Annotated in this window: 25 protein-coding genes and 2 tRNA genes; 9 read left to right on the top strand and 18 right to left on the bottom strand. The window is 49.2% G+C overall.

Annotation, left to right across the window (positions count from 1 at the left end; translation table 11 throughout):
• The first annotated feature begins 114 nt into the window (after positions 1-114).
• Positions 115-1,788, top strand: a complete 1,674-nt coding sequence (gene paaN / locus K3G39_RS05080; protein ID WP_220625084.1) for a phenylacetic acid degradation protein PaaN — start codon at positions 115-117, stop codon at positions 1,786-1,788.
• 65 nt (positions 1,789-1,853) lie between these two features.
• On the opposite strand, the gene K3G39_RS05075 is transcribed toward paaN, so the two are convergent.
• Positions 1,854-2,150 (bottom strand): hypothetical protein, encoded by a 297-nt coding sequence (locus K3G39_RS05075; RefSeq protein WP_220625083.1) that lies wholly within the window; start codon positions 2,148-2,150, stop codon positions 1,854-1,856.
• Positions 2,151-2,369: 219 nt separating this feature from the next.
• Between K3G39_RS05075 and K3G39_RS05070 the strand changes: the two genes are divergently transcribed.
• The 3 genes from K3G39_RS05070 (at position 2,370) to K3G39_RS05060 (ending at position 6,594) form a co-directional block, all read left to right on the top strand.
• On the top strand, positions 2,370-4,700 hold the full coding sequence (locus K3G39_RS05070; protein WP_220625082.1) for a TonB-dependent receptor: 2,331 nt from the start codon (positions 2,370-2,372) through the stop codon (positions 4,698-4,700).
• A gap of 15 nt (positions 4,701-4,715) precedes the next feature.
• Positions 4,716-5,924 (top strand): PepSY domain-containing protein, encoded by a 1,209-nt coding sequence (locus K3G39_RS05065; protein WP_255593995.1) that lies wholly within the window; start codon positions 4,716-4,718, stop codon positions 5,922-5,924.
• 229 nt (positions 5,925-6,153) lie between these two features.
• The gene (locus tag K3G39_RS05060; protein WP_220625081.1) at positions 6,154-6,594 is read left to right on the top strand and encodes a response regulator; all 441 of its coding nucleotides are present in this window, start codon (positions 6,154-6,156) and stop codon (positions 6,592-6,594) included.
• A 60-nt stretch (positions 6,595-6,654) separates the two neighbouring features.
• Here K3G39_RS05060 and K3G39_RS05055 read toward each other — a convergent pair whose 3' ends face one another.
• Genes K3G39_RS05055 through K3G39_RS05035 form a run of 5 tightly spaced genes read right to left on the bottom strand, consistent with a single transcriptional unit; the run spans position 6,655 to position 10,734 of the window.
• Positions 6,655-8,025 carry a sensor histidine kinase gene (locus tag K3G39_RS05055; RefSeq protein ID WP_220625080.1) on the bottom strand — a complete coding sequence of 457 codons (1,371 nt, stop codon included), beginning with the start codon at positions 8,023-8,025 and terminating at the stop codon, positions 6,655-6,657.
• Positions 8,026-8,028: 3 nt separating this feature from the next.
• On the bottom strand, positions 8,029-9,060 hold the full coding sequence (locus tag K3G39_RS05050) for a stage II sporulation protein E (RefSeq protein ID WP_220625079.1): 1,032 nt from the start codon (positions 9,058-9,060) through the stop codon (positions 8,029-8,031).
• Positions 9,050-9,454, bottom strand: coding sequence for an anti-sigma regulatory factor (locus K3G39_RS05045; protein WP_220625116.1), 405 nt, complete (start codon positions 9,452-9,454; stop codon positions 9,050-9,052). The genes K3G39_RS05050 and K3G39_RS05045 overlap by 11 nt, the downstream gene beginning before the upstream one ends.
• Positions 9,447-9,857, bottom strand: a complete 411-nt coding sequence (locus K3G39_RS05040) for an STAS domain-containing protein (protein ID WP_220625078.1) — start codon at positions 9,855-9,857, stop codon at positions 9,447-9,449. Before K3G39_RS05040 ends, K3G39_RS05045 begins: the two co-directional genes overlap by 8 nt.
• A gap of 4 nt (positions 9,858-9,861) precedes the next feature.
• Entirely contained in the window at positions 9,862-10,734 is an 873-nt protein-coding gene (locus K3G39_RS05035; RefSeq protein ID WP_220625077.1) for an STAS domain-containing protein, read from the bottom strand.
• A gap of 184 nt (positions 10,735-10,918) precedes the next feature.
• On the opposite strand from K3G39_RS05035, the gene K3G39_RS05030 reads away from it, so the two are divergent.
• Positions 10,919-11,470, top strand: coding sequence for a DUF4136 domain-containing protein (locus K3G39_RS05030; protein ID WP_220625076.1), 552 nt, complete (start codon positions 10,919-10,921; stop codon positions 11,468-11,470).
• A 76-nt stretch (positions 11,471-11,546) separates the two neighbouring features.
• On the opposite strand, the gene K3G39_RS05025 is transcribed toward K3G39_RS05030, so the two are convergent.
• The 8 genes from K3G39_RS05025 to K3G39_RS04990 all read right to left on the bottom strand — a co-directional run bounded on the left by K3G39_RS05025 (position 11,547) and on the right by K3G39_RS04990 (position 18,021).
• Positions 11,547-12,368, bottom strand: coding sequence for an IS982 family transposase (locus K3G39_RS05025; RefSeq protein WP_220625075.1), 822 nt, complete (start codon positions 12,366-12,368; stop codon positions 11,547-11,549).
• A 505-nt stretch (positions 12,369-12,873) separates the two neighbouring features.
• Positions 12,874-13,032, bottom strand: coding sequence for a hypothetical protein (locus K3G39_RS05020; RefSeq protein WP_220625074.1), 159 nt, complete (start codon positions 13,030-13,032; stop codon positions 12,874-12,876).
• 696 nt (positions 13,033-13,728) lie between these two features.
• Positions 13,729-14,241, bottom strand: coding sequence for a DUF6252 family protein (locus K3G39_RS05015; RefSeq protein WP_220625073.1), 513 nt, complete (start codon positions 14,239-14,241; stop codon positions 13,729-13,731).
• A gap of 306 nt (positions 14,242-14,547) precedes the next feature.
• A tRNA-Pro gene (locus K3G39_RS05010) sits at positions 14,548-14,621 on the bottom strand.
• 102 nt (positions 14,622-14,723) lie between these two features.
• The gene (locus K3G39_RS05005; RefSeq protein WP_220625072.1) at positions 14,724-15,986 is read right to left on the bottom strand and encodes an APC family permease; all 1,263 of its coding nucleotides are present in this window, start codon (positions 15,984-15,986) and stop codon (positions 14,724-14,726) included.
• 543 nt (positions 15,987-16,529) lie between these two features.
• Positions 16,530-17,480 (bottom strand): HipA domain-containing protein, encoded by a 951-nt coding sequence (locus K3G39_RS05000; protein ID WP_220625071.1) that lies wholly within the window; start codon positions 17,478-17,480, stop codon positions 16,530-16,532.
• Positions 17,477-17,812, bottom strand: coding sequence for a HipA N-terminal domain-containing protein (locus K3G39_RS04995; RefSeq protein WP_220625070.1), 336 nt, complete (start codon positions 17,810-17,812; stop codon positions 17,477-17,479). Before K3G39_RS04995 ends, K3G39_RS05000 begins: the two co-directional genes overlap by 4 nt.
• Complete coding sequence (locus K3G39_RS04990; protein ID WP_220625069.1) at positions 17,809-18,021, bottom strand: helix-turn-helix transcriptional regulator; 213 nt, start codon at positions 18,019-18,021, stop codon at positions 17,809-17,811. Before K3G39_RS04990 ends, K3G39_RS04995 begins: the two co-directional genes overlap by 4 nt.
• 313 nt (positions 18,022-18,334) lie before the next feature.
• Here K3G39_RS04990 and K3G39_RS04985 point away from each other — a divergent pair, with 313 nt between their 5' ends.
• Positions 18,335-18,553 (top strand): hypothetical protein, encoded by a 219-nt coding sequence (locus tag K3G39_RS04985; RefSeq protein ID WP_220625068.1) that lies wholly within the window; start codon positions 18,335-18,337, stop codon positions 18,551-18,553.
• A 491-nt stretch (positions 18,554-19,044) separates the two neighbouring features.
• Here K3G39_RS04985 and K3G39_RS04980 read toward each other — a convergent pair whose 3' ends face one another.
• Positions 19,045-19,443, bottom strand: a complete 399-nt coding sequence (locus K3G39_RS04980) for a type II toxin-antitoxin system HicB family antitoxin (protein ID WP_220625067.1) — start codon at positions 19,441-19,443, stop codon at positions 19,045-19,047.
• Between the two features lie 35 nt (positions 19,444-19,478).
• On the bottom strand, positions 19,479-19,655 hold the full coding sequence (locus K3G39_RS21130) for a type II toxin-antitoxin system HicA family toxin (RefSeq protein WP_220625066.1): 177 nt from the start codon (positions 19,653-19,655) through the stop codon (positions 19,479-19,481).
• A 345-nt stretch (positions 19,656-20,000) separates the two neighbouring features.
• Here K3G39_RS21130 and K3G39_RS04970 point away from each other — a divergent pair, with 345 nt between their 5' ends.
• Positions 20,001-21,560, top strand: a complete 1,560-nt coding sequence (locus K3G39_RS04970; protein WP_220625065.1) for a T9SS type A sorting domain-containing protein — start codon at positions 20,001-20,003, stop codon at positions 21,558-21,560.
• Positions 21,561-21,953: 393 nt separating this feature from the next.
• On the opposite strand, the gene K3G39_RS04965 is transcribed toward K3G39_RS04970, so the two are convergent.
• Positions 21,954-22,027 (bottom strand) — tRNA-Arg (locus K3G39_RS04965).
• A gap of 191 nt (positions 22,028-22,218) precedes the next feature.
• Here K3G39_RS04965 and K3G39_RS04960 point away from each other — a divergent pair.
• Positions 22,219-22,635 carry an organic hydroperoxide resistance protein gene (locus K3G39_RS04960; RefSeq protein WP_220625064.1) on the top strand — a complete coding sequence of 139 codons (417 nt, stop codon included), beginning with the start codon at positions 22,219-22,221 and terminating at the stop codon, positions 22,633-22,635.
• A 74-nt stretch (positions 22,636-22,709) separates the two neighbouring features.
• Here K3G39_RS04960 and sucC read toward each other — a convergent pair whose 3' ends face one another.
• The gene (gene sucC / locus K3G39_RS04955; RefSeq protein WP_220625063.1) at positions 22,710-23,912 is read right to left on the bottom strand and encodes an ADP-forming succinate--CoA ligase subunit beta; all 1,203 of its coding nucleotides are present in this window, start codon (positions 23,910-23,912) and stop codon (positions 22,710-22,712) included.
• Between the two features lie 232 nt (positions 23,913-24,144).
• Between sucC and K3G39_RS04950 the strand changes: the two genes are divergently transcribed.
• Positions 24,145-25,191: an AI-2E family transporter gene (locus tag K3G39_RS04950; RefSeq protein WP_220625062.1), complete on the top strand. Its 1,047-nt coding sequence runs from the start codon at positions 24,145-24,147 to the stop codon at positions 25,189-25,191.
• The last annotated feature ends 229 nt before the right edge of the window (positions 25,192-25,420 follow it).

Below are 25,420 nucleotides of genomic sequence, written 5' to 3'. Positions count from 1 at the left end.
AAAGTGCATACAGCCCGGCGAAAATTAAAGATGCTTCCCGTGCTTATTAAAAAAATACGTAACTTTCCAACAATTGATTCTAATATATGTGTTTAATTATATAAAATAAATACTATGACCTCGGATTTGAAAAATAAACATCTTTCCATTCTAGAAAACGCTGTAAAAGCCCTGCACGAACGTCGTTTTTTTGCCCAATATCCCGAAAATCCGATGCCTGATATTTATGGCGAAAATGCTGATAAAGAAGGCCGTGAAAAGTATAAGCAGCACCTTAACACGAAATTTACGGAATTGGTGCATGATGGAGCTGAAAATTGGGCTGGTCAGGAAGAATCGCCATATGAGCAGCAGCCGCTAGGTATAGAGTATCCTTATTTCAGCGCAGAAACATTAGTGTCGCGTGCTGACGAGGCTTTCCATCAGTGGCGCAAGGTAAAACCTGTTGACCGGGCTGCTATACTTGTCGAGTCGCTGGAGCGCATGAAAACCAGATTCTTCGAGATTGCTTACGCTACCATGCACACTACCGGCCAGGCTTACCTGATGTCGTTCCAGGCATCAGGTCCGCATGCGGCCGACCGTGCTTTGGAGGCAATCGCGGCAGGCTACGAAGAGCAGACCCGCTTTCCGGAACATATGGAGTGGGAAAAGCCGATGGGTAAGTATAACCTTAAACTCAACAAGAGCTGGCGTGCCGTACCGAAAGGTATAGGTCTCGTAATTGGCTGCTCTACTTTCCCGACCTGGAACACCGTGCCGGGCATGTATGCAAGTCTTGTTACAGGCAACCCGGTTATTGTGAAGCCACATCCGAAAGCAGTGCTACCTATCGCAATCGTGGTAGCGGAGGTGCAGAAAGTGCTGGTGGAAAACGGCCTTAGCCCTTACATCTGCCAACTGGGTGTAGACGCGAATGAACGCCTGATCGCCAAGGAACTGGCTGAAAACCCGAAAGTGAAACTGATCGACTACACGGGCGGTTCAGAATTCGGTAATTACGTAGAAAGCCTGCCAGGCAAAGTGACTTTCACAGAGAAAACTGGTGTGAACTCGATCATCCTGGATTCGGTGCAGGACATCGACAAAGTTGCCCAGAACCTGGCTTTCTCGCTTAGCCTTTACTCCGGACAGATGTGCACGGCTCCACAGAACTTCTTTGTGCCGGCAAGCGGCGTAAAAGTGGGCGAAGAAATGATGCCATACGAAGAAGTGGTGCAGAAACTGGCCGATGCCGTAACAGGACTGGTGAACAACCCGAAAGCCGGACCGCACATTCTGGGAGCTATCCAGAATCCGGCCACCTCAGAGCGCGTGAAAGAGGCAGCTAGCGTAAAAGGCAGAGAAGTGCTGAGCACCTGCGACATCAGCAACCCGATGTTTGCCAACGCCCGCATCTGCACGCCGGTTATTTATGAAGTGGACGCAACAGAAAAAGAAAGCTTCAGCCGCGAGTTGTTCGGACCGATCGCTCTTGTTATCAAAACCCAGGATACAGATCAGTCGATTGAGCTGGCAAAAGAGATGGCCATGAATTACGGTGCGATTTCATGCGGTGCTTACACAACCGACGAGGCTACTAAAGAGAAGATTATGGATGAAATGAGTCTGGCGGGCACTCCGGTGAGCTTTAACCTGACGGGTGGTATCTATGTGAACCAGAACGCAGCTTTCTCTGATTTTCACGTAACGGGCGGCAACCCGGCCGGTAATGCTTCCTTCACAAACCCTGAGTATGTGATCAAGCGCTTTACCTGGGTAGGCTTCCGCGAGCCTGTGGTTGGCTAATCAGCATATAGCTTAAATTATAAGAAAAGCCCTGGCACTATACCTAGTGCCGGGGCTTTTTGTTTCTATTTGAACAGGTCGTCCATGTCTTTTTTCAGGCTGTCGAGACCGTCTTTCAGGCCCTGCCATTTACTTTGACTGTCTTCCTGGTCACCCATTTTATTGGCGATCAGTTCGCGCTTGGTTTCCAGCGCTGCAATATGCTCGTGGTAGGTATGGTTTGAGTCAGCGGCGGTGGCGTTTACGCGGGCCTTTAAGGTTTTTATCTTGCTATCAAGCTCTTGCAGGCTTTTCTCTACCTCTTCGCGAGAAAGATTATTGGGGGCACGCATGTGCTCTGGCTTCAGGTTGTAAGTATCCATATCTCTTGGTTCTGGTTCAGTGTTCAGCTAAATCCACTTTCTATTGGTGGGTATCACTCTAGATACTTAAAAAGGCCTGAAAAGGATGTATGAACACAGGTATAGAAGGGGGTGAGAAGGTTTTTTTAGTTATTTAGAAATTATCTAAATAACTCTTTTGTGTTAATGGTTTGGTCTATACTTTTGCAGAACTCTTTAGAATAAATCTAAATAATATTTATGCAGCGAATACTTTTCTTTATGCTTACCCTGGTGCTTCTGGCACAGCAGGCATATTCTCAAACTACAGGCCGTATCGAAGGCCGCATCCAATCCGAAAGAGGAGAAGGTATAGCCGGTATCAGCGTAGGGCTGGAGGGCACTACTTACGGATCCACAACAGACGACGAAGGAAAATTCCTGATCAGAAACATTCCGGCCGGACAGTATACCCTGGTGGCATCCGGTATAGGCTATACCTTGCAAAAGCAACTGCTGGAAGTGGCAGGCGGGAAAGCTTCGTTTGTAGACGTGGACCTGGCTACGTCGGCGCATTCGCTTGGTGAGGTGCAGGTGACGGCACACCGCAGCGGCGAATACCTGCAGCGCACCGCTACCACGGCCACTAAAATGGAAGCTCCTATAAAATCTGTGCCGCAGTCGGTGCAGGTGGTATCGCGCCGTGCCTTGGATCAGTTGCAGGTGCTGCGCCTGGAAGATGCTATGCGCAATGTGTCTGGCGTGAGTATGGAGACGGGCTTTGGCGGCCGTTCCGATATTTTCCAGATCCGCGGTTTCCGTACTGATATGCAGAGTGTGTTCAAAAACGGTTTCCGAAATACCGTGCGTACTTACCGCGAGAGCGCCAACATTCAGCAGATAGAAGTGATGAAAGGTCCGGCCTCGGTGCTGTACGGCGTGAGCGACCCGGGCGGTATGGTGAACATCTCCACCAAAAAACCAACGGCCCATACCTTCCAGGACATCCAGATCACGGCCAACAACTTTGGTCTGGTAAGACCAGCCATCGATCTGGGCGGTGCTTTTAACGAGAGCAAAACGTTTAAATATAGATTCAATGCCGTGTACGAGCGTGCTGATAGCTATCGCGATTTTGTGGAAACCAAGCGCATTTTCGTAGCTCCAGCCCTCACGTATGATTTCTCTGACAAGACTTCCTTGACGGTAGAAACCGAATTCCTGAACCACGACCAGCCATCTGACCGCGGTATTTTCTCTGTTGATGGGAAGATCGCGCCTGTGTCGAGAAGCCGCGTGGTGATCGAGCCTGGCAATAAAGGTGAGTTTACCAATCGCATGGCCCAGTACAACCTGCAGCACAAGTTTTCTGAGGCATTGAGTTTCCGCCATGCTTTTAACTATAACTACGCTACCGAAACGCGCGATGTAGTGGAGCAAACCACTGTGCTAAAAGACGGTTCTTTCCACATCAACCGCCAGCACCAGGATCAGGATACTTATGACCGCAACATCGCCACCCAAAACGAACTCTACGCCAATTTCAACACGAGTGCACTGGTAGAGCACAAGGCTGTGGGAGGTATAGAAATTTCACGCTCTGTGTTTGATATTTGGGTGAAGCGCGCTCCTTACGACGTATTTGACATCCTGAATCCACAGTACAACCCAAAGCCAAAGGACTATTCGCTGCTCACGTACTCACAGGATTATCAGGACCGCGTGAATGTTTTGGGCTTCTACCTTCAGGACTTCATTACGATAAACCAGCGCCTGAAAGTGCTGCTCGGCGGCCGCTACGACTTCTGGGAACAGGAGAAGGAAAACCGCCTGATAGACGAAACGACCAAGCAAAAGAACAAAGCCTTTAACCCAAGACTGGGTGTGTTGTACGAGGTATACGGTCCGGTTTCGGTATATGCCAACTTCTCCAAAGGCTTCCAGCCAGGTATAGGACAGACACTGGAAGGCGAGGCGTTCAAGCCAATTACTTCGGTGCAGTATGAAGGCGGTACAAAAATCGGTCTGCTAAACGATCGTGTGAACCTGACGGCTGCTTACTTTGATATCACCCGCCAGAACGTGGTGGTACCGCACCCGACCCAAAGCGGCGCCAGCGTGCAGCTGGGCGAAGTGCAAAGCAAAGGTATAGAGACAGACATGACAGGTGAAGTACTGCCGGGCCTCAATGTGATCGCTACCTATACCTACACCGACGCCCGCGTGACAAAAGACGCCCTAAACACAGAGGATCCAAAACGCACGGTAGGCCGTCGCTTCAGGGGAGTTGGTTATAACAACAGCAGTCTCTGGACGACTTATGAGCTGCAGAGTGGCTTTTTGAAAGGTTTGGGTATAGGCGGTGGCTTTACGTATGTGGAGGACCGTCCGGTAGACGACGCCAACAGTTTTATGCTGCCGGACTATACCCGCTACGACGCCACCATGTTCTACAACAGCAAGCGCTTCCATGCGGCCCTGAACGTGAAGAACCTGACTAACGTGAAGTATTACGAAGGCTCACAATCGGTTACCGTGATCATGCCGGGTGCGCCTACCACAGTGCAGGGTACAGTTGGTGTTAGATTTTAACAGATAGAAACATAAATGATGCTATATCGGCGGTATTGTCCTGAAAAGGGCGGTGCCGCCGATATCAAGTTCGGGTACATGCGCAAATTACTTCTTCAGCTACACCTTTGGATCGGCCTGACAGCAGGTGCCATACTTGCCTTCATGGGCCTGATGGGTTCGCTTTATGTTTTCCAGCCTGAGCTGACGGTCGCGCTATACCCTGAACACTACAAAAGCTCTAAACCTGAAGCTATACCTGTGGATGTGCGTTTAGTGGTTCGCACGGCCGAAGAGCAGTTTGGTGGCCAGGTGACCAATATTTTTTTTCCGGTGCGGGAGCTGGAGAATTACATTGTCAAGGTAAAGGGCAACAAACAGTTTCAATTTTTCGACGCAGCTACCGGCAACTACATCGGTCAGCTTGAGAAACGGCGCGGTGTAATGGATACGGTGCTGGACTTGCACCGCCACCTGGCCATGGGCGAGACCGGCGCCATGATCACACGAATAAGTGCTTTGTTGCTGGCCTTTGTGTTGCTTTCGACGGGCCTATACCTGTGGATGCCTCGCAAAAAGCAGAACCTAAGAGACAAACTGCGCCCCAAGCCCAACGCCTCATTCAAACGGCGCAATTTTGATCTGCATAATGTGTTTGGCTTCTACTTTAGTGTGCCGCTTTTTCTGGCCGCAATTACCGGAGCGTATTTTGGTTTTCAGGAGCAAACCCAAAACGTAGTGGATAAACTAACACTGGCCGGCGAACCGACACCCTACGTCAAAGCATTGCAATCCGCACCCTCAACACAAGGTATAGCGCCGCTCACCCTCTACCAGGCACTTGACAAAATGGACGCTTTATACCCAGGCTACGTCAAACGCACTCTTGTTATGGCCCCAGACAGTATAGCAACGCTCAACCTGACCTACCTGGCTTCATCTGAGTTGGAGGCTGGTCCGCAGAAACGCCCGATGGTATACCTGGATCAATACACCGGCGCGACCGTGTATGATTACAATCCGCAAACGGCTCCTGTGGGTCGGCAGCTCACCCGTAACTGGTTCGTACCCATTCACTTTGGGAAAATAGGAGGCTGGCTCACCCGGGTACTCTGGTTCTTTCTGGGGATGATGCCCGCCATGCTGTGGGTGACAGGTATTGTCATGTGGCGGGGCAGAAGCAGGAAAAGCAGAAAGAAAGGGTATGTGAAAGTCGGTACTGGTGCAACTATCCGAAAAATTTAAATAGATAACCTCTTCATTAGCTTTAAATTTCACAATCAAAAATGTATTTTTGCGGCGCTAGGTATAGAATGTGTTGTATTGCTTTTGTAATTCTACTATCTGGCACAAAGGAGCCACAATATTGAACATTAATTGTATACAATGTGTTAGTGGCTCAATCGGGTAGCAGGGTAACCGATGGTACAAAATGTACTGCACCTTTGATTTAAGACAGATAAAAAGACTAACTATGAAGGAGGCATTCGAAATGCTTGACCTAGTGCTGTTGGTAGACGATGACGATACCACAAATTATCTGAACAAGCGTCTGTTGACCGATATGAAAGTATCAAAAGAAATTTTGATACTTAAAAACGGCAGAGAAGCAATTGACTACCTGAGCAAAGCCTGTGGTGAGCAGCCCGATGACACATACAAATGCCCTGACCTCATCTTCCTAGATATTAAAATGCCCATGATGGATGGCTTTGAGTTTCTGGAGGAATGCCAGCGCAAAGGTTTGGATGCCGCCGATCATGTAATCATCCTGATGCTGACTTCCTCGGCGAGCTTTTACGACCTGGAGCGGATCAAGAGCTTTAAGAAGGTGAAAAAGCACTACTCCAAAGCGCTCACTAACCACGATGTAAGAGAGATACTGGCCGATTATTTCCAGAGACGCAAAAACTAAAGGCAATCTTGTTTTATACTAACAAAGCCTGTATGCCGCAAGGTATACAGGCTTTATAGTTTATTCGGCTTCTTCCGATTCGGTTACCACTTCGTTGGCGGGCCACGAAAAAACGAAGCGCGTACCACGCCCCGCTGACTCCACCCACACATTGCCCTGTTTTTCTTCGAGTATGCGTCTCACAATGGCAAGGCCCAGACCAGAACTGTCGGAGCGTGTCCGGTTATGGCCGAGGGCTTCGTGCTTGCTGAAAATATGCTCCTGGTCTTCAGGAGGTATACCTGGCCCATTGTCCTGCACGGCAAAAAAAATAAAACCGGACTGCAGGCTGTACTCCACTTCAATTATGGCCTCTTCAGGTCTGTCATGATACTTTACTGCGTTGCCAAGCAGGTTGCTGAAAATCTGATAAAGATAGATCTCCTGGGTATAGAGCGTAGGCATGTCATCCGGGAAAATTATTTTGAAAGGCGCCGGTACGTAAAGCGACTCCACCACTTTCTGCAGTACGGTTCGGATGGATACAATCTGGCGATGCAAACTGTGATGACCAGCGAGTGAGTAAGCCAGTATACCTGTTATCAGTTTGTCCATCTTGGTGGCCTGTTCCCGTAACATAGGCAGGAGGGAGGTCGCGTCTTCGTTATTTCCGTTCTGCAGGCTGTTCTCCAGAAAGTTGATAATGCCACCGATGTTTTGCAAGGGAGCCCGCAGGTCGTGCGATACGGTATGTGCAAAGTCATCCAGGTCTGCATTCACTTTCTGCAACTCCATGTTCCGGCGCTCACGCTCTTCCGAAAGACTCTGTATTTCGAAGTTGGATTGCTGAAGTTGCAGGTTCAATCTCCTGATTTCCTGCAGCTGCTGTTCTGCTTCGAGGTTGCGCAGCCGTAGCTTTTCGAGTATTTCGAGCTGCTGCATATTCTGCTTTTTGATCTCCGCATACGGCGATATACCTTCTTCTTCGTTAAACTCCTGTAGCCATTCCTCCTTCACGCTTTTCGTGATAACAGGCGACTGGGCAGGAATACGCTTGCGAAGGGTCACGGCTGTGCCCTGCTCATGCTCGCTTTTGATCTCAAAAAAATCAACGAGCTTGCGGGAGTTGGCAATGCCCATGCCACGTGCTGTGGCGCTGCTGGCATACCTGGCCCGGTCATAGATCTGCTCGAGGTTTCCGATACCGCGCCCGCGGTCCGTCACTTTAGCCTCCAGGTAGTTGTGCCCGCTCTCCTCTACAATGCCAAACTGGATGGTACCATTGCCAACATGCTCCACCACATTGCGACATATTTCTGACACAGCCGTTGCAAACTTGGTCTGGTTTGCCTGTGCCATACCTGTTTTTTCGGAAAGCTGCATAGCCCGCCTGTAGGCCAGCACCACATCCAGCTCGTTTGCAATGTTTATTTTGAGAAGACTCTTTGGCATTGGCTACTGTTTGGCTTTACATACAAGTACGAGCGTGTCATCCGTTTGGCGACTGTTGTCTTTGTAAAGAACGGCCGCGATAGTAGTAGGCAAATGGCGGTGCAGATTAGGGTAGCGACTCAGGTCCCAGCGCGATTTCAGTCCGTCGCTGTGCACAATGAGCACCTTGTTACGGTTCCAGTCCAGGCTCTGGTTGTTGAAAGTGCCCGGAATATTATGCCCGAGTATGCCATTGTAAGAAATGACATTCTTGTAAGACAAACTACCCAGCGAACTTTCCATGGAGAACAGCTTGCCGGAAATGTTGCCAATGCCACAGTAAGTGAATTTGTTCTGAGTGAAGTCGATGCTGGCAGCAAAGCCCACCGCACCCCGGGTACGGCGAATGCCATTGTGGATGACCTGCAAGGCCTGCGCCGGATCAGGTATAGGGTTTTCGCAGAAGGTTTGGACAGCAAGCTGTGCCGCCTCCTTTGCATGCGTACCGTGTCCGAGCCCGTCGAGGGCGAGCAGGTAGGCACCCCGGTCGTGATGTATCACAGCGTACCCGTCGCCACAGTCCACCTCTTTTGGTTTAGGCACCAGGATACTGCCAATTTCATAGCGCCGTGCTGCAGGTATAGCCTTAGCCGATTTGTATATCCGGGTCACGATTACCGTGCCTACTTGCGGTTGAGAGTAAAGATCGAAAACATCAGCCTGCCGCCTGATGGCACCAAGGCCCTCGCCAGCTGAGCCATACGTCGATACGCCATCCTCCAACATGCGTTCAGGATCAGCCATGCCGGGTCCGTTGTCGAGACTGATGATCTCGATTCCCTTGATGGGTTTACTAATGGCCTTCACGAGCAGTTCGCCACCATTTGTCGTGTGCTTCTCCAGGTTGGTGAGCATCTCCGACACAATGATATTGACCTTGCCTACGGCTCCTTCCGACAAGGCGAAGCTCTCGGCAAGGCGTGTAATGTCTTTTTTGGTGAGACTAGCGTAGCTCCGGTCGGGTACTGCGAAGCGGTAGTGTTGATTAACGTCCATGTTTCCAGTGGATGACGGTAACGGTGGTGCCTACTCCCGGATTACTTTTGAGGTCGAACTCGTTGACTAATCGCTTGGCACCGGGCAGTCCAAGCCCGAGGCTTCTGCCAGTAGAAAAACCGTCGCGCATGGCCATGGCGATGTCTGCTATACCTGGACCTTCGTCCTGAAAGGTTAGTCTTATACCTGTTTTGGCATTGTGGCTGATGACTTCGAGTATAACTCTGCCTCCGCTGGCGTACTTAAGCATATTACGCACCAGTTCGCTCGCCGCCGTAATCAGCTTGGTCTGGTTAACCAAACTCATACCTATGCGGGTGCCAAATTCGCGTACGCGGTTGCGGAATGGTACCACATCCTGTTCGCGCACGATCTCCATCGTGTCCTTAGTCATTACGATCATCCTGGTCTTCCTCCTCGTCGTCGTCTAGTTCCAGGTTATCGCCTAGTTTAGTGTTAAGTAATTCCATGCCCTTTTCTACGTTTAGGGCAGTGTATACACCTTGCAGGGTCAGGCCGAGTTCTACAAGTGTAATGGCTACAGCGGGCTGCATGCCTACTACTACGGTTTCGGCATCCATAATGCGCGACATAGAGGCAATGTTGCCTAAAATGCGGCCCATAAATGAGTCTACGATGCTTACCGCGGAAATATCTATTAAAACGCCTCGTGCTCCGGTCTGGCTTACCATGTTTATCAGGTCATTCTCGAGTGTCAGGGCCAGCCTGTCGTAGAGGTCGATCTGAATGGTAACCAACAGGAAAGGCCCCATTTTTAAAATTGGTATTCTTTCCATCGTACTAGCGCATTAGTTTCAGGCCTTTGTTTCGCTCTGTGCGGCGCACTTCCAGGTTGGTCATGCTAAAGGCAAGATGCAGTGCACTGGCCAGACTGGCCTTGGTCTTGATGTTGGATAGGTCGATGCCCAGGTGCACAATGGTTTGCGCAATTTCAGCCCGAATACCGCTGATAATACACTCGGCACCCATCAGGCGGGTGGCGCTTACTGTTTTGATCAGGTGCTGTGCTACCAGTGAGTCCACAGCAGGTACGCCCGAAATGTCCAGAATGGCGATGTTACTGCCTGTATTCACGATTTCCTGTAACAGGTTTTCCATCACAACCTGTGTACGTGCGCTATCCAGTGTACCGATGATTGGCAGGGCCAAAATACCATCCCATACCCGGATAACGGGCGTAGAGATTTCACTGATCTCATCCGTTTGTCGCAGAATCACTTCTTCACGCCCCTTGATGAATGTTTCGAAGGTGAGGATACTCAGGTTGTCGAGCAGGTTGTTAAGCTGCATGATTTCCTGGTAGAGCATGCTTGTGTCATCCTTCCGCTGTTCAACCAATACCTCAATTACTGCTTGCTTCAGGCTCAGCACATAGGCGCCGGTTTCGCGTGGACTAAACCCTTGTCTTGCTCTGGTGATGGAAATATCGCGAAGTGTATCTGTTACCTGCTCAAATTCTGTGTCGTAAATGTTGTCGTAATTGCCTTTGGAAACAGCTCGGAGCAGGCCGTCCAGCATCTCTCTTGATTGACGCTGCAATTCATCATTTGTCATCAGGTCATCACGCAGTGCTGCATCAGACAACTGATTCTGCATCCATTTTTCCAGGATGCGCTCTTTGTTTTTTTCTAGTACTTGTGCTGTGGTGTTCATGGTAGGGCAAAACGTAGCTTGTGGCCGTATGGTTATAAGGTTGTTGAATATTTATGCTACAGACAGAATCCTGTAATAAGATAAGTGCTAAGTTAGGTATAAATTTTGCATTCGAAACACACATCACAGATTACTGTGTACGTATATATCGTAATTATTTGAGTGAAGACCCAAAGCTTTTAAAATGAGAAACCTGTTGTCTTATACCTCTTTGCTGCTACTCTTACTGCTGTCGGCTTGCAGCCCTGCTACCAGTGTTCACACCGAACCAGCCCCTGGCTTTGCCCTGGATACTTACCGTCAGTTTGCCTTTATGGAAGTGGAATCTGATGTAGAGGATATGGGGCCTGATTACCAGGCGCATGTGCACTTCCTGAAGCAGGAACTTGCCCGGCAGTTAGAACAGCGCGGTCTGAATCAGGCGCCGTCTGCAGATGAAGCTGACTTACTGATCAACTTAGGTATAGTAGTAGACAGGCAGGTGCAGACGAGGGAAACGAACATTATAACGGACCCACCCCGCTACATGGGGCAGCGCCGCTATACTTGGCAAAGCAAAGAAGTAGAAGTTGGACGGTATAGCGTCGGAACGGTGTCGGTGCACCTGGTAGATCCTGTGCAGAACGAAATGGTGTGGCAAGGTACCGCAGAGCGGATTATTTCCGATAAGCCTGAAAAACTGCGCGAGCAAATAGAGAAAGGTATAGCGCGACTGGTGGGGGAGATTCCGTCGTGAGTAGTATGATATCTAATTAAAAATAGTCCTTGCAGCAAACTGTAAGGACTATTTCTTAATTAACTCAAGTTGCGAGCTACTCGATGACTTGGGTTAGGGTATAGGCGAAGATAAAGAGGATGAGTTTGAGGATGAAGCCCTGGGCTGTGACGGCGTGTATTTTCTTTGGAAAGAAGCCGGTGATGCCAGAGAAGGAGGTTTCGATGCGCTTGCGGTAGTGCTCCTTGAGAAAGGCCCTGTGCGGCTCGTCCTTTCGCCTGCTGTTGGACTTGCGGCAGCAGCGGAATTCGATCTGCTCGCACTCGGCCAGCAGGTCCTCCACCTCATAGCAGGTGTAGGCGGCATCGGCGTAGAGTTGGCTGTCCTGAGGCAGGTCGAGTTCCATGGCCTTAAAGGCGGTGATGTCGGCAAAGGAGCCGGCATGGATGTAGAACTGCACCGGCACCCCGTCCGAGGTGGTGACGACCTGGACGCGGAAGCCGTAGAAGTAGCGCCGCTTGCTGACGCACTTTCCGCGGTAGGCCTCGCTCTCGAGCAGGTGACAGCAGGGAATGGGGATGTTATCGCAGACCGGGACGGGGAAGGAGTCAATCAGGTAGACGCACGAGCAGTTAAGCTCCTTGATGACGCGGCCCAAGGCAGTGAACAGGGCCAGCAGCTGGGGCTGCAGCCTGTGCAGGCGGCGCACGAAGCCCGACTTGTCGATGTGCCTGACTCCGTGGTGGGCCTGCATGTAGCCGTAGGCCGAGTGGAGGTTGCCGTAGAAGAAGCGGGCTGAGAGCAGAGCCGTGGTCAACAGCTCGGCGTCAGTTATTTTGCAGTGGGCGTCATCTTTTCTGCCCGTGGCATGGAAGAAATCATCGATAAAGCAGTAAATTGTAATGGTCTGTTCTCTCATGGCTGTTACGGTTTAAGAGTCTTTGCAAACTTTAAAACGTAAGCACGGCCACTGGCAGAACAGATTTTTTTGTTTTATACCGCCTGCACTATCACGCAACTTGAGTTAATTAGTATGGCGAGATTCGAACGTAAATATCAGCTATCTACACCTTGTGAAATTGACTCTGAAGCACAGGTAAAATGTTTTATTCTATTAAAATTTCGATGTTTTTGGCCCCTGCTGACGTAGATTCTGCCGCAAGCGCTACTGACGCAGTAAGTGAAGAAAGGTGATTTTTGACGGTAGTGTGTGCTCGATAGCGCTCATGTTATTGAATACACAATCGGGAGTATTGTCAAACGTAATTCTATTGCATCACACTTTCAAAACTGAGCGCTATTGTATATGCATTGTGTCGCTGTTGCACTTAGCCTTAACGACATAAATACTTGCACCCTGGTTGAATTTTCGTGTGCAGGTTTGGTAATAGTGTGGCACCTGATGACAGATATCAAATTTTGACTCAGCCAAACAGTGCAAAATACATAATCACTAAAATAATTCCCACTAATAGAAAAGTAACCGCCTTAACCACTTTTCTAAATTTGTTGGTCTCTTCTTTGACCCATTTTATACCCAATACATCGCTGAGCCACAATAGTATTCCTGATACTAATTCCATATTGACCTATTTATTTATATACAATGTAATTAATTGCCCACTTCTATTCGGGGAACTCAACTTATATAAAAGCCATCAGAGTGCTTTCATCATCAATTTTAGTCGTTTTTGCTGCTTCGAAATTAGTTTCCCTATGTGAGTGAGACCTTTTCATATCGGCATCTTGTTCTAGCATTTTCTGTGCAGCAAGCAATTGTAGAAATGCCTGATGGATACTACACTATCATAGTGGCAATACGTAATTAGTCCAGATATTGGGAGTATAGTTGTCTCTTATTTTAAAAGAATGAATATAAGAAGAAATACTAAAATTAGGTGCGTCTTGCTTGGTAATTCCATAGGATTGGCGAGGTGAAAAACACCACTTCAAGTGCTTGGATATGTAGAAAAGTGACTTACAGTCTCACAGAGGCTGATTTTGCCTGAAAAGCTGCGTCAGTTTGCGTCACTTTTGCGTCAGTAGAAAGGGCCTCTACATGCTGTAAAGGCCCTTTTTTGTCGGAGTGGCGGGATTCGAACGCAAATACCACCAATCTATGCTTTGTAAAATTGCCTCAGAAGCGCTGGTTAAATGTTGGTTTGAGCTAAAATTTCGAGGTTTTTGCATGCCACTGACGCAAATACTGACGCAAGGTCAAGTGACGCAGAAACTGACGCAAGGGTGTCTTTTACTTGTTGACTAATGGTAATTAAGCACTAATATTTCCAGTAAAATGTATTGAATGAGCCATTGGATATATCTGCTATTTTTCCAGTAATTGGGTTTCTGGCTTTGAAGTAGAAGTTTCCTGATATCCGTCCTTTGACCTTGTCAATATTTGTCACCGTTACCAAACCAGTATAGGTGGAGTCGGTCATAAACTCTTCACCAGATGCGCTCAGGTAAAACCCGCCGTTCCGAAGGCCATCAGGCAGATCTCCACCTTTCCCATTTAAAACATAGGAGCCTTCACGAATTAGATTTACGCTGTCCACAATTCCAAAAAATACAATGGAGGAATCAAGTTGGTTTGTTGCTCTTATCCAGAGATTGTTTCCATGCATTAAATGAACTATAAGCGAGCCTCCAGTTTGAGGGTCTCCATCATCGACTGGGGACCACTTCTTTCCATCAATCTCTGCACAGTAGCTTTCATTCGTGCACAGCTCGTCCTTCTTACAAGCAAATAGAAGAAGTGCCAAAATAAATAGGCTGAGTTTTGTTTTCATTTGTGTGAAGAGAGTTAGTTAAATACGACTAAGATTTATATGAATAGCAAATATAATATATCTATTATTATATGCAGATTATCTATCAGGCTTCTATGTTAATTGAATAATGTAATGATGAGTAGTAAGTAATAGTTAAGTAGGGATGGCGGGATAATAAGTGCTTAAATATTATAGAAGAATATACTTAAACGAGCGCTTGGACTGTTTTTTTTTTAAGAAGCTTAAGTTGATTTTTGAACGTCTTGCGTCAGTATTTTATAATTAAAAATGCCTTTTACACGCTGTAAAAGGCATTTTTAATAGTCGGAGTGGCGGGATTCGAACCCACGACCTCCAGCACCCCATGCTGGCGCGATACCAGGCTACGCTACACCCCGATAATTTTCTGCAACATAGCAAAATCACGGCTTTGCCGCAAGACTATTTTTTCGCCTATACCTGAGTTATTCACTGGTTTTATAATCTGCTTTTCTAGCGGGTTAAGAATATACCTTATGAAACAGAAAACGCATCATAAATCCAACTACCAGCAAGCTAAGGCCCGAAAGAATTACCTGGAGTGGTAATGCCACAGACATGGCCAGGCAGCCAATAAGTCCAAGTGCTGGTATGATCCTGCCGTAGATCTGCTCCGAACCTAGTTGTTTTAAAGCAGCGATGTTAGTGATGCTGTAGTATAGCAAAATCGTGAAAGAGGCGGAACGCAGAATAAATTCGAAAGAGCCCACTAGGGTCAGAAGCAGAATGATTGCTCCCGTGAAAAGTACGCCTACATGCGGGACTCTAAAGCGGTGGTATACCTGCTCAAACACCGGCGGCAGATCGTGCCGTCTTCCCATGGCCAGCATCATCCGGCTAATCCCCAAAATCTGACTTAACAGCACCCCGAGCATAGCCGTACATGCGCCAATCTTGACCACGGTTTTGATCGCTGGCGTACTCAGCGTATTTGCCACAACATGCAAAGGCGATTTGCTGTCGGCCATACGCTCCGTGCCAATTATACCAACTGCTATCAGCGAAACGGCTGCATACAGCACGATGGCAGAAACAATGGTGATGATAACAGCACGGGGAATCGTTTTATGAGGTTCGCGAACCTCCTCAGCCAACGTGGCAATGCGGGCATACCCGGTAAAAGCAAAAAACAGCAGTGCGGCCGCCTCGGCTATACCTGCCATCCCAAAAGGGGCAAAGGGCTGAAAGTTCTCCTGTTTGACAGCAGGTATACCGCTGAACACCAGGTATAGCAGCGAAATAAGCGTAATGGAAACAATGACAAGATTGAGCATCCCGGCTTTTTTGATGAAGTAATTAGCCACCGTCAGCAGGAGCACAGCCAGTACCGAGAGGACTAAAGGAGAAAAGACAGGTATAAGCTGGTAGAAGTAACTACCAAAACCAATGGCGACAACACAGGCTGCCGAGAGTTTGCTGATCAGGAACATCCAGCCGGCCGCGAAACCGAGCGTAGGGTTAAGGAGCCGGTAGCCATACTCATAAGTACCTCCGGAGTGCGGGTATACGGCCGCCAACTGGGCAGAAGACAGCGCATTGAAGCCGGCAATTATACCTGCAAATAGTAACCCGATTAGAAAGGCCGGTCCGGCCAGACCAGCCGCCACACCGGTCACAACAAATATACCTGCCCCGATAATGGCCCCCAGCCCAATTCCCACCGCATCTTTTAGTGTGAGTACACGCAGTAGGTCGTGTTGTTTGTTTACGGTGTTTTCCTGCATAAATCAAAAAATCTTACTGCCTGTAAATGCAGAATAGTACGCTTTCTGAGGTAGGGATTAGCTGGCCAATTTTATACCTTTGCCTAATCAGATTCGTCTCTGATGCCCTAGCTGCGATCTAATAAAATTACATTTAAAATTGTTAAAAGCGCTCCTCTACATTCTGATCATCATAGGCATTGTATATTTTCTGTTTTACCCGTTTTTAAAGCGTTTCGTCAACAAGAAGCTACTTTTTAGATGGTTACTCCTGATTTATGTGATCGCACTCGCAATCTCTTCAATAAATAGTTATTTCCTGTAGAAGGTCTCAGAAAAGCCCATCAAACAAAAAAGCGCTAACCACCTTTAAGTAGCTAGCGCTTAAAATTGTACTTGTGCTCTTGAGTGGACAAATTTCGAACCATTTTAGGGAGGATTTGAGGAAGCTAAGTGTCTAAGGTTTTTGTCCAGTCACAGTGGGGCAGGACTGCCTGGGCCGGATCAGGATCTCAGAAGCTTCCTGTTGAGTTGGTTTCTTTGTGAACTTCTTCCCTTTGCATATTACCCATCAAGCCCCAGCCTGGAGAACCGCATCTGCAGCACATTTTTGTAGGCGGACTTAAGATCCTGGCTCAGGAAGCTGAGATCAATAAAGGCAAGCCATTTTGGTTTTGCTCTCCTCATCTTTCCGAACATGTTCTCCTGTTGCTTTTCGCTGAGCATGGAGGAGCTAAGGGCCGCAGTGAAATCCTTGCGGTTGATTCTTTTCTTTTTGCCGTTGAGCGTTAGCGCCAGGTCCTCATCGTCTGCCGGGTTCACCAGCACCGTTGCCACAAGATCATAGGCCGGGGCAAGCACCGGGCCCAAGCCGGGCTGGTGGAGCAGAGAGAAGTTCTTCAGATGCATATCGGCATTGCCCGTCAGGAAAGAGAATAGCACCTGCTCGTAGAAGTTAACCACATCCAGACCCGGGTTGGCTGAGTATCTGAGAATGGCCTTGGCGATTTGCTCATAGGAGCCCCGGTACTTGTCCTCCGTCAGCCGCTCTGTGAGTTGGCACATGTCCTCCATGTGCAGTTTGCCCTTCCGGGCACGGTCAATGCGCCTGGTAATGTAGGCCAGGCTGCCAGACTGCAGGCGTATCAGGCTATGTGGCACCACCGCGATGCCAGCGATCGCTGCCAGTTGCATCGTCAGGTCCTCCACCTCCGGCAGATTCCGGTAGTGCTGGCTCGGGGGCTTCAAGATATAGCCTCCCCACAACCCTACGATCGTGAGGCGCTTTGGCTCTCCTTCTCTCTCCGCGGGGCCCAGTTCCAACGAGAGTTTGGGCTGCACGCCGGTCACCGCGATCTGGCTTCGTATTGTCTGCTTGGCCAGGTCCTCCATCTGTTCTTCGGTGTAAGGCAGGATGGGAGCGGTAGCCTGGCCAAAGAGCTTTCTGCTACAGGCCGGATGGAAGTCTGCTTCTCCTCCTGGCAGGGGCTGGTAACAGAACAGGCACTTGCTCATGACTCAGCCTCCTCTGCTGCCACAGGGTGAATGCTTACAGCGCCTATGCAGTCCTTACAGCAGGCCAGCAGCAGCCCCATCCGGTCTCTTGGGTTCAGCTTCCAGTTCTTTTCGGCTATGTCCAACAGCCAGCCCTCCGGTATCAGTCCGTCGAAGAAAGGGAACAGCACCCGGTCATCGTAAGGTTCTTCCCGCAGGGGGAGGGTCAGGCTGACAGGCTCCGGGTTTTTCGACCGGAGATAGGCCGCGTCATAGGTGTAGTGGTACCCGGTTTCATCCTGTGTGAGCCAGCCGGCTGTATTGTCCATGTATTTGACTTCTGCTTTCCTCATTGTAGTAGTTCGTTTCGGTTGATGGGCAGCGGGCCTACCCGATAGCCAAAGAGCTGCAGCACCTGGTTCACCTTGTCCAGGCGCAGGCTTTCCTTCCCTTGCTCCAGGTCGCGCAGAAAGCGGAGGCCGACGCCTGCCTTGGCCGCCAGTTCTGGCTGTGTGAGCCCGGCCGTTTTCCGCCGCTCCTTTACAAATTCGTGTAACAACATGTTTTATACCTTATCGGGTATAAAGATAAGGAAAATTGTTATCTTATACCTTATCGGGTATAAAATAGTATGACCAGAAAATAATTATACCTTATAGGGTATAATCTTGAGTAAGTGTATAAGGTTATAGCCTATAAGGTATAGAGAACCAATAGCGGAAATGATATAATACTGCAGAGCGAATATGCTGCTGCAGGGAGTTGGAACGGCCTATATCGGCTAACCAAAAGTGGAGCAGCCCCCTACCACCAGATATTCCACACCGTGCTTGTTCAGCAGGCCGATGAACTCCTCGAAATCCCTAGCTAAGACCATGAGAAAGCTTTCTTCTGGTCACAGCACTTTTGTCCATCCTTTGCCTCGGCTTGAGAAACTGGGAAATGATGAAGGTGACCGCCTCTATTCTTTCTTTAGGGGAGCGGCTGAGCCAGTAGAGCAGGTCCTCTTGCTCATCTATCTCTTTCATATGGCCTTTTCGTACGATAGCTTTTATGCGCATGATATTCAGTTAACTATACACAAAGTAGGTTAAGATATGCCCTTTAACATAAATTGATTAATCAGACATTTGTTGTGACCTTGTTGTTGTAACATTGATTATGATTTAAATATGACTATATTAATATTATATGTTTAGTGATGAGTGTTATGTTCGGTACGAAATTGCTTGATTTTGATTGTAGATGAATAAAAAAGCGTCAGCCACTTCTGCAGTGACTGACGCCTGAAATTGTACTTGTGCTCTTGAACGGACAAATTTCGAACCATTTCATGGAGGATTTGAGGAAACTGAGCGACTAACTGCGCCGTGGTAAGTATATATCATGGGAAGGTGACGCAGTCCCGTACAGGCTTGGCCCTGCCGTCCGACGGTGGTTCGTAATCAGGTATCGATTTGAATAAAGGGTTGTCGTAAGGGCGGAGCTTACAATGTAGGACACAGATATTGATTCATAACGCAGGCAAACGAAAAGCCCACCCCGCACTCCTGCAGGGTGGGCTTTTGCTGTTTCATGGCCAGCGCTATAAGTGTACCGCCAGCAGCTCTTTGCCTAAATTATGCAGCGCATTCTCTATTTTCTCGGCCTGAGGTTTACGGGGCTTCTTCAATCCCGATGCGTAGTGCTGTAACTGCTTCTGGTTGATTCCTGTTATTCGCTCCAACGCAGCGTTTGTAAAGATGCCCTTGTAGTAGCTTAAAAGACTGACAGTGTCAAACTTGTAAACAACCCCGTGATCGCCCTTTAGCACATCGGGCACATTTTCCGGGGTGTTGTACTCTTTTATCAACCGTATGGTCTCCATCACGGACTGCAAAGCTTCATCAACGGTATCACCGCCACCATAGACACCTTCCACGTTTTCTGCGTACGCGCTGTAGAGGTCGTCTGTTCGTTCGATTATGATTTTTACCTGCTCCATCTTATTAACTGCTTCGACTGTAACTGTAAGGGGGATTAAAGCCCCATCTCCTTCTTGATTTTACTTGCAAGTCCTGTGCCTACCTCCTTAGAGCCATGAAACGGGACTGGAAAGACCCTGCCATCCTTCTTGTAGATATAATGGCTCCCAGTCACCCGGATACACACCCACCCTGCTTGTTCAATGAGGCGGTGCAACTCTTTTGACTTCATTGGACTTCTAATTTGTTAACGCATCAAAGGTAGTAAAAGTTCTACCATTTATCAAGGTGCTAATTTGGTTCGCATCAAAAAGTGGGTGATGGTGCAAGGCGGTGGCAAGCAATTGAACTCGTTTAAATTAGCAGACGAGGCATTTATATGAGATGGCTCAATACGTCTCACACCTCCTGTGCAGAATCTTTGATTAATTGTGTCTTCATTGACACTCATTGATAATCAATTCATGATTAGCTAACGATGGGCAGCATCTCAAGCCTTCTGAAATTGCGTTAAACTACCGTAGACCTGGTAAAGGTTGTGACGCTTTTTTGTATCTTGCCTTAAACCAGCACTGTTATGAAAAGCCTCTTTCTTTTGCTGCTGTCACTACTGAGCCTGCAGGCGGCGGCTCAGCAGGAGGCCGTGAACTGGTACTTCGGAAACAGGGCGGGGCTGGATTTCAGCAGCGGTCAGGCCGCCCCTTTGCCTGGCGGTGCGCTGATCACCGAAAGCGCTTCGGCCGTCATGTCCGATAGGGAGACGGGGCAGCTGCTCTTCTACACGAATGGCCGAAACTTTTGGAACAGGGAGCACCGCCTGATGCCCGGCAGCGACGAGTTCCCTCCCGAGTGCCCCTCTGCCATCAGCCAGCCGTCCCTGATTGTGCCCGTGCCCGGCGATGCGCACCGCTTTTATGTTTTCTCCATCCGTTTCAGCCAGCCAGCTGACAGATATAACTGTAGCTTTGGCTATATCGTTGATTCCATAGAGCCTGCCTACAGCTGCGAGTTGCGCTACTCGCTGGTGGACATGCGCCTGGACGGCGGGAGAGGGGGAGTGGTGGCCGAAGGAAAGAATACACTTTTGCGGCAGGGGTTGACGGAGAAGCTGACGGCCATTCCTCACAGCAACGGACGGGACTATTGGCTCCTTGTCCATGCCTGGGACAGTGACGCTTTTCTTGTCTTCCCTATTTCGGCAGTTGGCGTTGGCGAGCCGGTAACGCAGCGTATTGGCTCTGCGCACCAGCGCCGTATGGCGGGAGACAGAGTGGACAACAGCGAGATCAGGGGCATGATGAAAGCCTCGCCTGATGGCAGGAAGCTGGGATGCGCCGTTTCGGCGAAGCTGGAACGGCCATTCGACCTGTTTGACTTTGACCCGGAAAGCGGCGTGCTCTCCAATTACCTCAGCCTGGGCAATCTGGAGGCACAGTATGGCGTGTCCTTCTCCCCTGACAACACCAAGCTCTACGTAAGCTGCCTGAGTCCGGCTGGTGCCACGGCCAAGGACATCATCAGACAGTATGACCTGGCGGCTGGCAGCCCGGAGGCCGTCATTGCCTCGGGTCAGAGCATTATCAGGGGCAACCGCAATACAGACATTCCCTCCACAGAGCTCGGCACGGGCTACTTCGACCTGCAGCTGGGTCCCGATGGGAGACTCTACGGCACGAGTCATCACGTGTACGACAAGCAAGACAGCCGGGAGGGGCGCACGGTACTTGTGATCGGAAAGCCCAACGAGCCAGGATACAGCTGCGAAGTCAGCCTCCGCGAGTTTAACTTCGGGGGCGGCAATGTGGCGCTTGGGCTCCCAAATTTCATCCAGTCCTACTTCAAAGGCCTAGAGCCGGGGGAACGGGAGCCGGGTGATTGTGATCCTGCCATCGCACTATACCCCAATCCGACACCGGATGCGGTGCGATTAAGGGTGGGTGGCGCATGTCCACAGCAATTTGAAGTGCAGGTGATCAATGCCGTTGGCCAGCGGCTGGTAAACAGGTTTCCGCTGGAGAGTCCGGGCGTTGCCGAGCTGAGCCTGGCAGGTCTAGCAGATGGGCTGTACCTGTTTGTGTTGACTTCCCCGCAGGGTAGGATTGTTAAAAGAGTGATAAAAGTGCAGGCGTTGAATTAAGCACGTGCAAGACTGTGCCAATAAACTTTCACCTCAGGCTGCTTTCAGAAAATGCCCAGTACTCTCCTCAGAAGCGCGTGGTCTATTGAAATGCGTTAGCAGTACCCCTTCCAGCCGACTCCAACAGATTGTTCATCAGACAGCTACCTTTATCTCTTGATGTCTGTCGCTGCCATGAGCTAAGCAAAACCACTGCGGCGACGTAGCTCAACAGTTAGAGGAGCGTGAAAAGTGAAAATATGCTATACACATAAAGATGTAATAGGATAATTCGAATACAAGTATCTTTGTGTATTTAGGTGGGCTTATGGTGAAAAAGCTGTTTAATTTAGCAGGAGCAAACAAAAAAGCGCCAGCCACTTTTAAAGTAGCTGGCGCATTAAATTGTACTTGTGCACCCGAGAGGATTCGAACCCCTAACCCTCGGAGCCGAAATCCGATATTCTATCCAGTTGAACTACGGGTGCTTTCCGTGTTGCAAAAATAGGAACAATGCGCTAAAAAGGAAATTTTAGCACCAATAATTATATTCCTGTAAGGTATAGAAGGCAGGTAATAGACAGCGAAAGTTTCTTAATTGCATCATACCCAAAACAATAAGCAGATTTCGGGAGTTAGTAAATAATATTTCAAATCAAGCAAACAGAATCAGGAAGCTATGGAAAAAGTATATACGGCAGAGGTTACTGCCACCGGCGGCCGTCGTGGCCATGTTGTGTCATCAGATGGCGTTATCGATATGCCGCTTTCGTTGCCCGAAGGTTTGGGAGGGGAGAAGGGGAAGTCTAACCCCGAGCAGCTGTTTGCGGCAGGGTATGCCGCCTGTTTTCAGAGTGCCTTGCTGTTGGTAGCCGGAAAGCAGCATATCCGGTTAAATCCAGAGTCTACTGTGAAGGCCCACGTGGATCTGCTTAGGTCGGAAGATGGGAAATATGGGTTGGGCGTTAAACTGGAAGTGCACCTGCAGGGACTCGAGAAGGACATAGCAAAAGAGCTGGTAGACAAAGCGCACGAGGTATGTCCTTATTCTATTGGCACACGAGGCAACATAAATGTGGAGTTGGAAGTGGTGTAAACCTGCAACAAGTATAAATCAAAAGGGGCTGCCATCACTGGCAGCCCCTTTTGATTATATGATATGTGCTGGAATTAAGCTCCTACTTCAGCTAATACCTGCTTCACTTTCTCAGCAGCTTCTTTCAGCGCTACAGCAGAGTATACCTTTAGGCCAGACTCGTCGATGATGCGGGCGCCTTCCTCGGCGTTTGTTCCCTGCAGACGAACGATGATCGGCACGTTGATGTCACCGATGTTCTTGTAAGCCTCCACTACACCATTAGCAACACGGTCGCAACGTACGATACCGCCGAAGATGTTGATCAGGATCGCCTTCACGTTCGGGTCTTTCAGGATGATGCGGAAACCAGCTTCTACGGTCTGTGCGTTTGCCCCACCCCCTACGTCCAGGAAGTTAGCAGGCTCGCCGCCAGAAAGCTTGATGATGTCCATGGTAGCCATGGCAAGACCGGCACCGTTTACCATACAGCCTACGTTGCCGTCCAGCTTCACGTAGTTCAGGTTAGACTCGCTTGCCTCTACTTCCAACGGATCTTCTTCCGAAGTATCGCGCAGGGCAGCCAGGTTTTTGTGGCGGAACAGGGCGTTGTCGTCCAGATCCACTTTGGCGTCTACTGCCAGAATTTTGTTGTCAGAAGTCTTTAAAACCGGGTTGATCTCGAACATAGAAGAGTCGGTTTCAACATAAGCCTTGTAAAGGTTGATGATGAATTTCACCATTTCCTTGAAAGCCTCACCCTGCAGACCAAATGCAAAGGCAATTTTGTTGGCCTGGAAAGGACGCAGCCCTACAGCCGGGTCAATCCACTCTTTGATGATCTTCTCAGGAGTTCTCTCAGCTACTTCCTCGATGTCCATACCACCTTCAGTAGATGCCATGATCACGTTGCGGCCTTTGGCGCGGTCCAACAGGATGCTCAGGTAGTACTCCTTCGGATCAGATTCGCCAGGATAGTAAACGTCCTGCGCTACCAGTACTTTCTGTACCAGTTTGCCTTCAGGACCAGTCTGGTGCGTTACCAGTGTCATGCCCAGGATGTCGTTGGCGATCTGCTTTACCTGATCCAGGTTTTTAGCCAGTTTCACGCCACCGCCTTTACCACGGCCACCCGCATGAATTTGCGCTTTGATCACGTGCCAGCCTGTACCGGTTTCTTCGGTCAGTTTCATAGCCGCTTTCACAGCCTGGTCTGGCGTTTCTGCCACGATGCCTTCCTGTATGCGAACGCCGTAGCTTTTTAGAATCTCTTTAGCCTGATATTCGTGTATGTTCATGCTTTCAGTTTTATTGGACGCACGAAAGTAAGCCTTTATCGGCTTAAATTCAAGTAATAGGTTTTTAAAATATTGGTGATTCGCCACCAGGGGCATGTTGCCTGTAGCGGGCGTAACCTCCCGCCAGATCAGGCAGTCTCTCCGCTGTGTGCCGCAAAAGTAACTGTAAAAGATAGTTTGTAGTAAGTATACGCAATTGCTGAAACTTAACTGAATTTAGAAAAAGCGGACTATGCAACCAGAATTTACATTTGCCAAACGTGTGGCGCTGGCCGCTTTCATCGTAATGTTGATTGCCGCCGGGTTTTATCTGCTGGCCGAGGCAGCCTACTTTTTCCTGTTGGTTTTTGCCGGTATTCTGCTGGCTGTGCTGCTTTGTGGACTCACCGACTGGTTAGTGCGACATATAGGCGTGAAGCGCTGGCTGGGTTTATTGCTGGTAACGCTGTTGGTTTTTGGATTGTTGATAGGAGCCTTTTGGTTTGTAGCGCCCACGATTTATGATCAGGCAGACCAAATGCGCGAAACGATTCCGCAGGCATTTAGCAGTTTGCAGGAATGGCTGGGGCAGTACAACTGGGGCCGCCGCCTGGTGGAGCAGCTACCCGATGACTATAACCGGATGATGCCGGAGCAGAAGGAGCTACTCAAGCGCATTACGGGTGCTTTTTCTTCCACGCTTAGCATACTGGCAGATTTTTTCATTGTCGTGATCACGGCCCTCTTTTTTGCGGCAAATCCGTCGCTCTATACCCACGGATTTGTAGAGCTCTTTCCAGAACGCAGCCGCACCCGCATACTGGAAGTGCTGCATACCTGCTACCAGACCCTGAAAATGTGGCTATTGGGTATGTTGTCTGCCATGGCGATCATCGGTGTCAGCACGGCCATTGCGTATACCATTATCGGCTTGCCTTTGGCTTTTGCATTGGGTCTGATCTCTTTTTTCCTGGCCTTTATACCTAACATCGGACCCTGGCTGGCCGGTATACCTGCCGTGTTGGTCGGGCTCACGGAAAGTCCCGATATGGCGCTGCTTGTCATTGTCGTGTACGGGGGCATTCAGATGGTGGAGTCTTACGTCATCACCCCGATTATTTTTCAGAAAACAGTCGACCTGCCACCTGCTCTGCTGCTCTTTTTTCAGGTGCTCTTAGGTATACTTCTGGGCGGTTTGGGTTTGTTAATGGCCGCGCCCATACTGGCTGTGCTGATTGTGGTAATTAACGAATTGTATGTAAAAGACGTGCTGGAGCGCAAAAAAGTAGTGAAGACGTAATGCCGCAGAAAGGAGAAAACACAGAGCCGGAAGGTTAGGTCTTCAGTCAGGTGCTGCGGGCCGGGTTTGATTTTAAGAAGGTTTTTGCTGTTTCCAGCGTTTGTTCTGGAGCCGTCGCAAATAGATCCGGTGCTGTCAGATAATGTATAAAAGTGAATGGTGCGGTGCGTCCTTCCGCAGCTAATAAAACCAGATTCCAGGCCTTATTTATTAGGTATAAGTTTTGGTG

The organism is Pontibacter sp. HSC-14F20, from assembly GCF_019599265.1.
In the GTDB taxonomy this organism is placed as follows: domain Bacteria; phylum Bacteroidota; class Bacteroidia; order Cytophagales; family Hymenobacteraceae; genus Pontibacter.
Note: the sequence above shows the minus strand (reverse complement) of the source record. Positions and strands in the feature narration are given on the sequence as shown.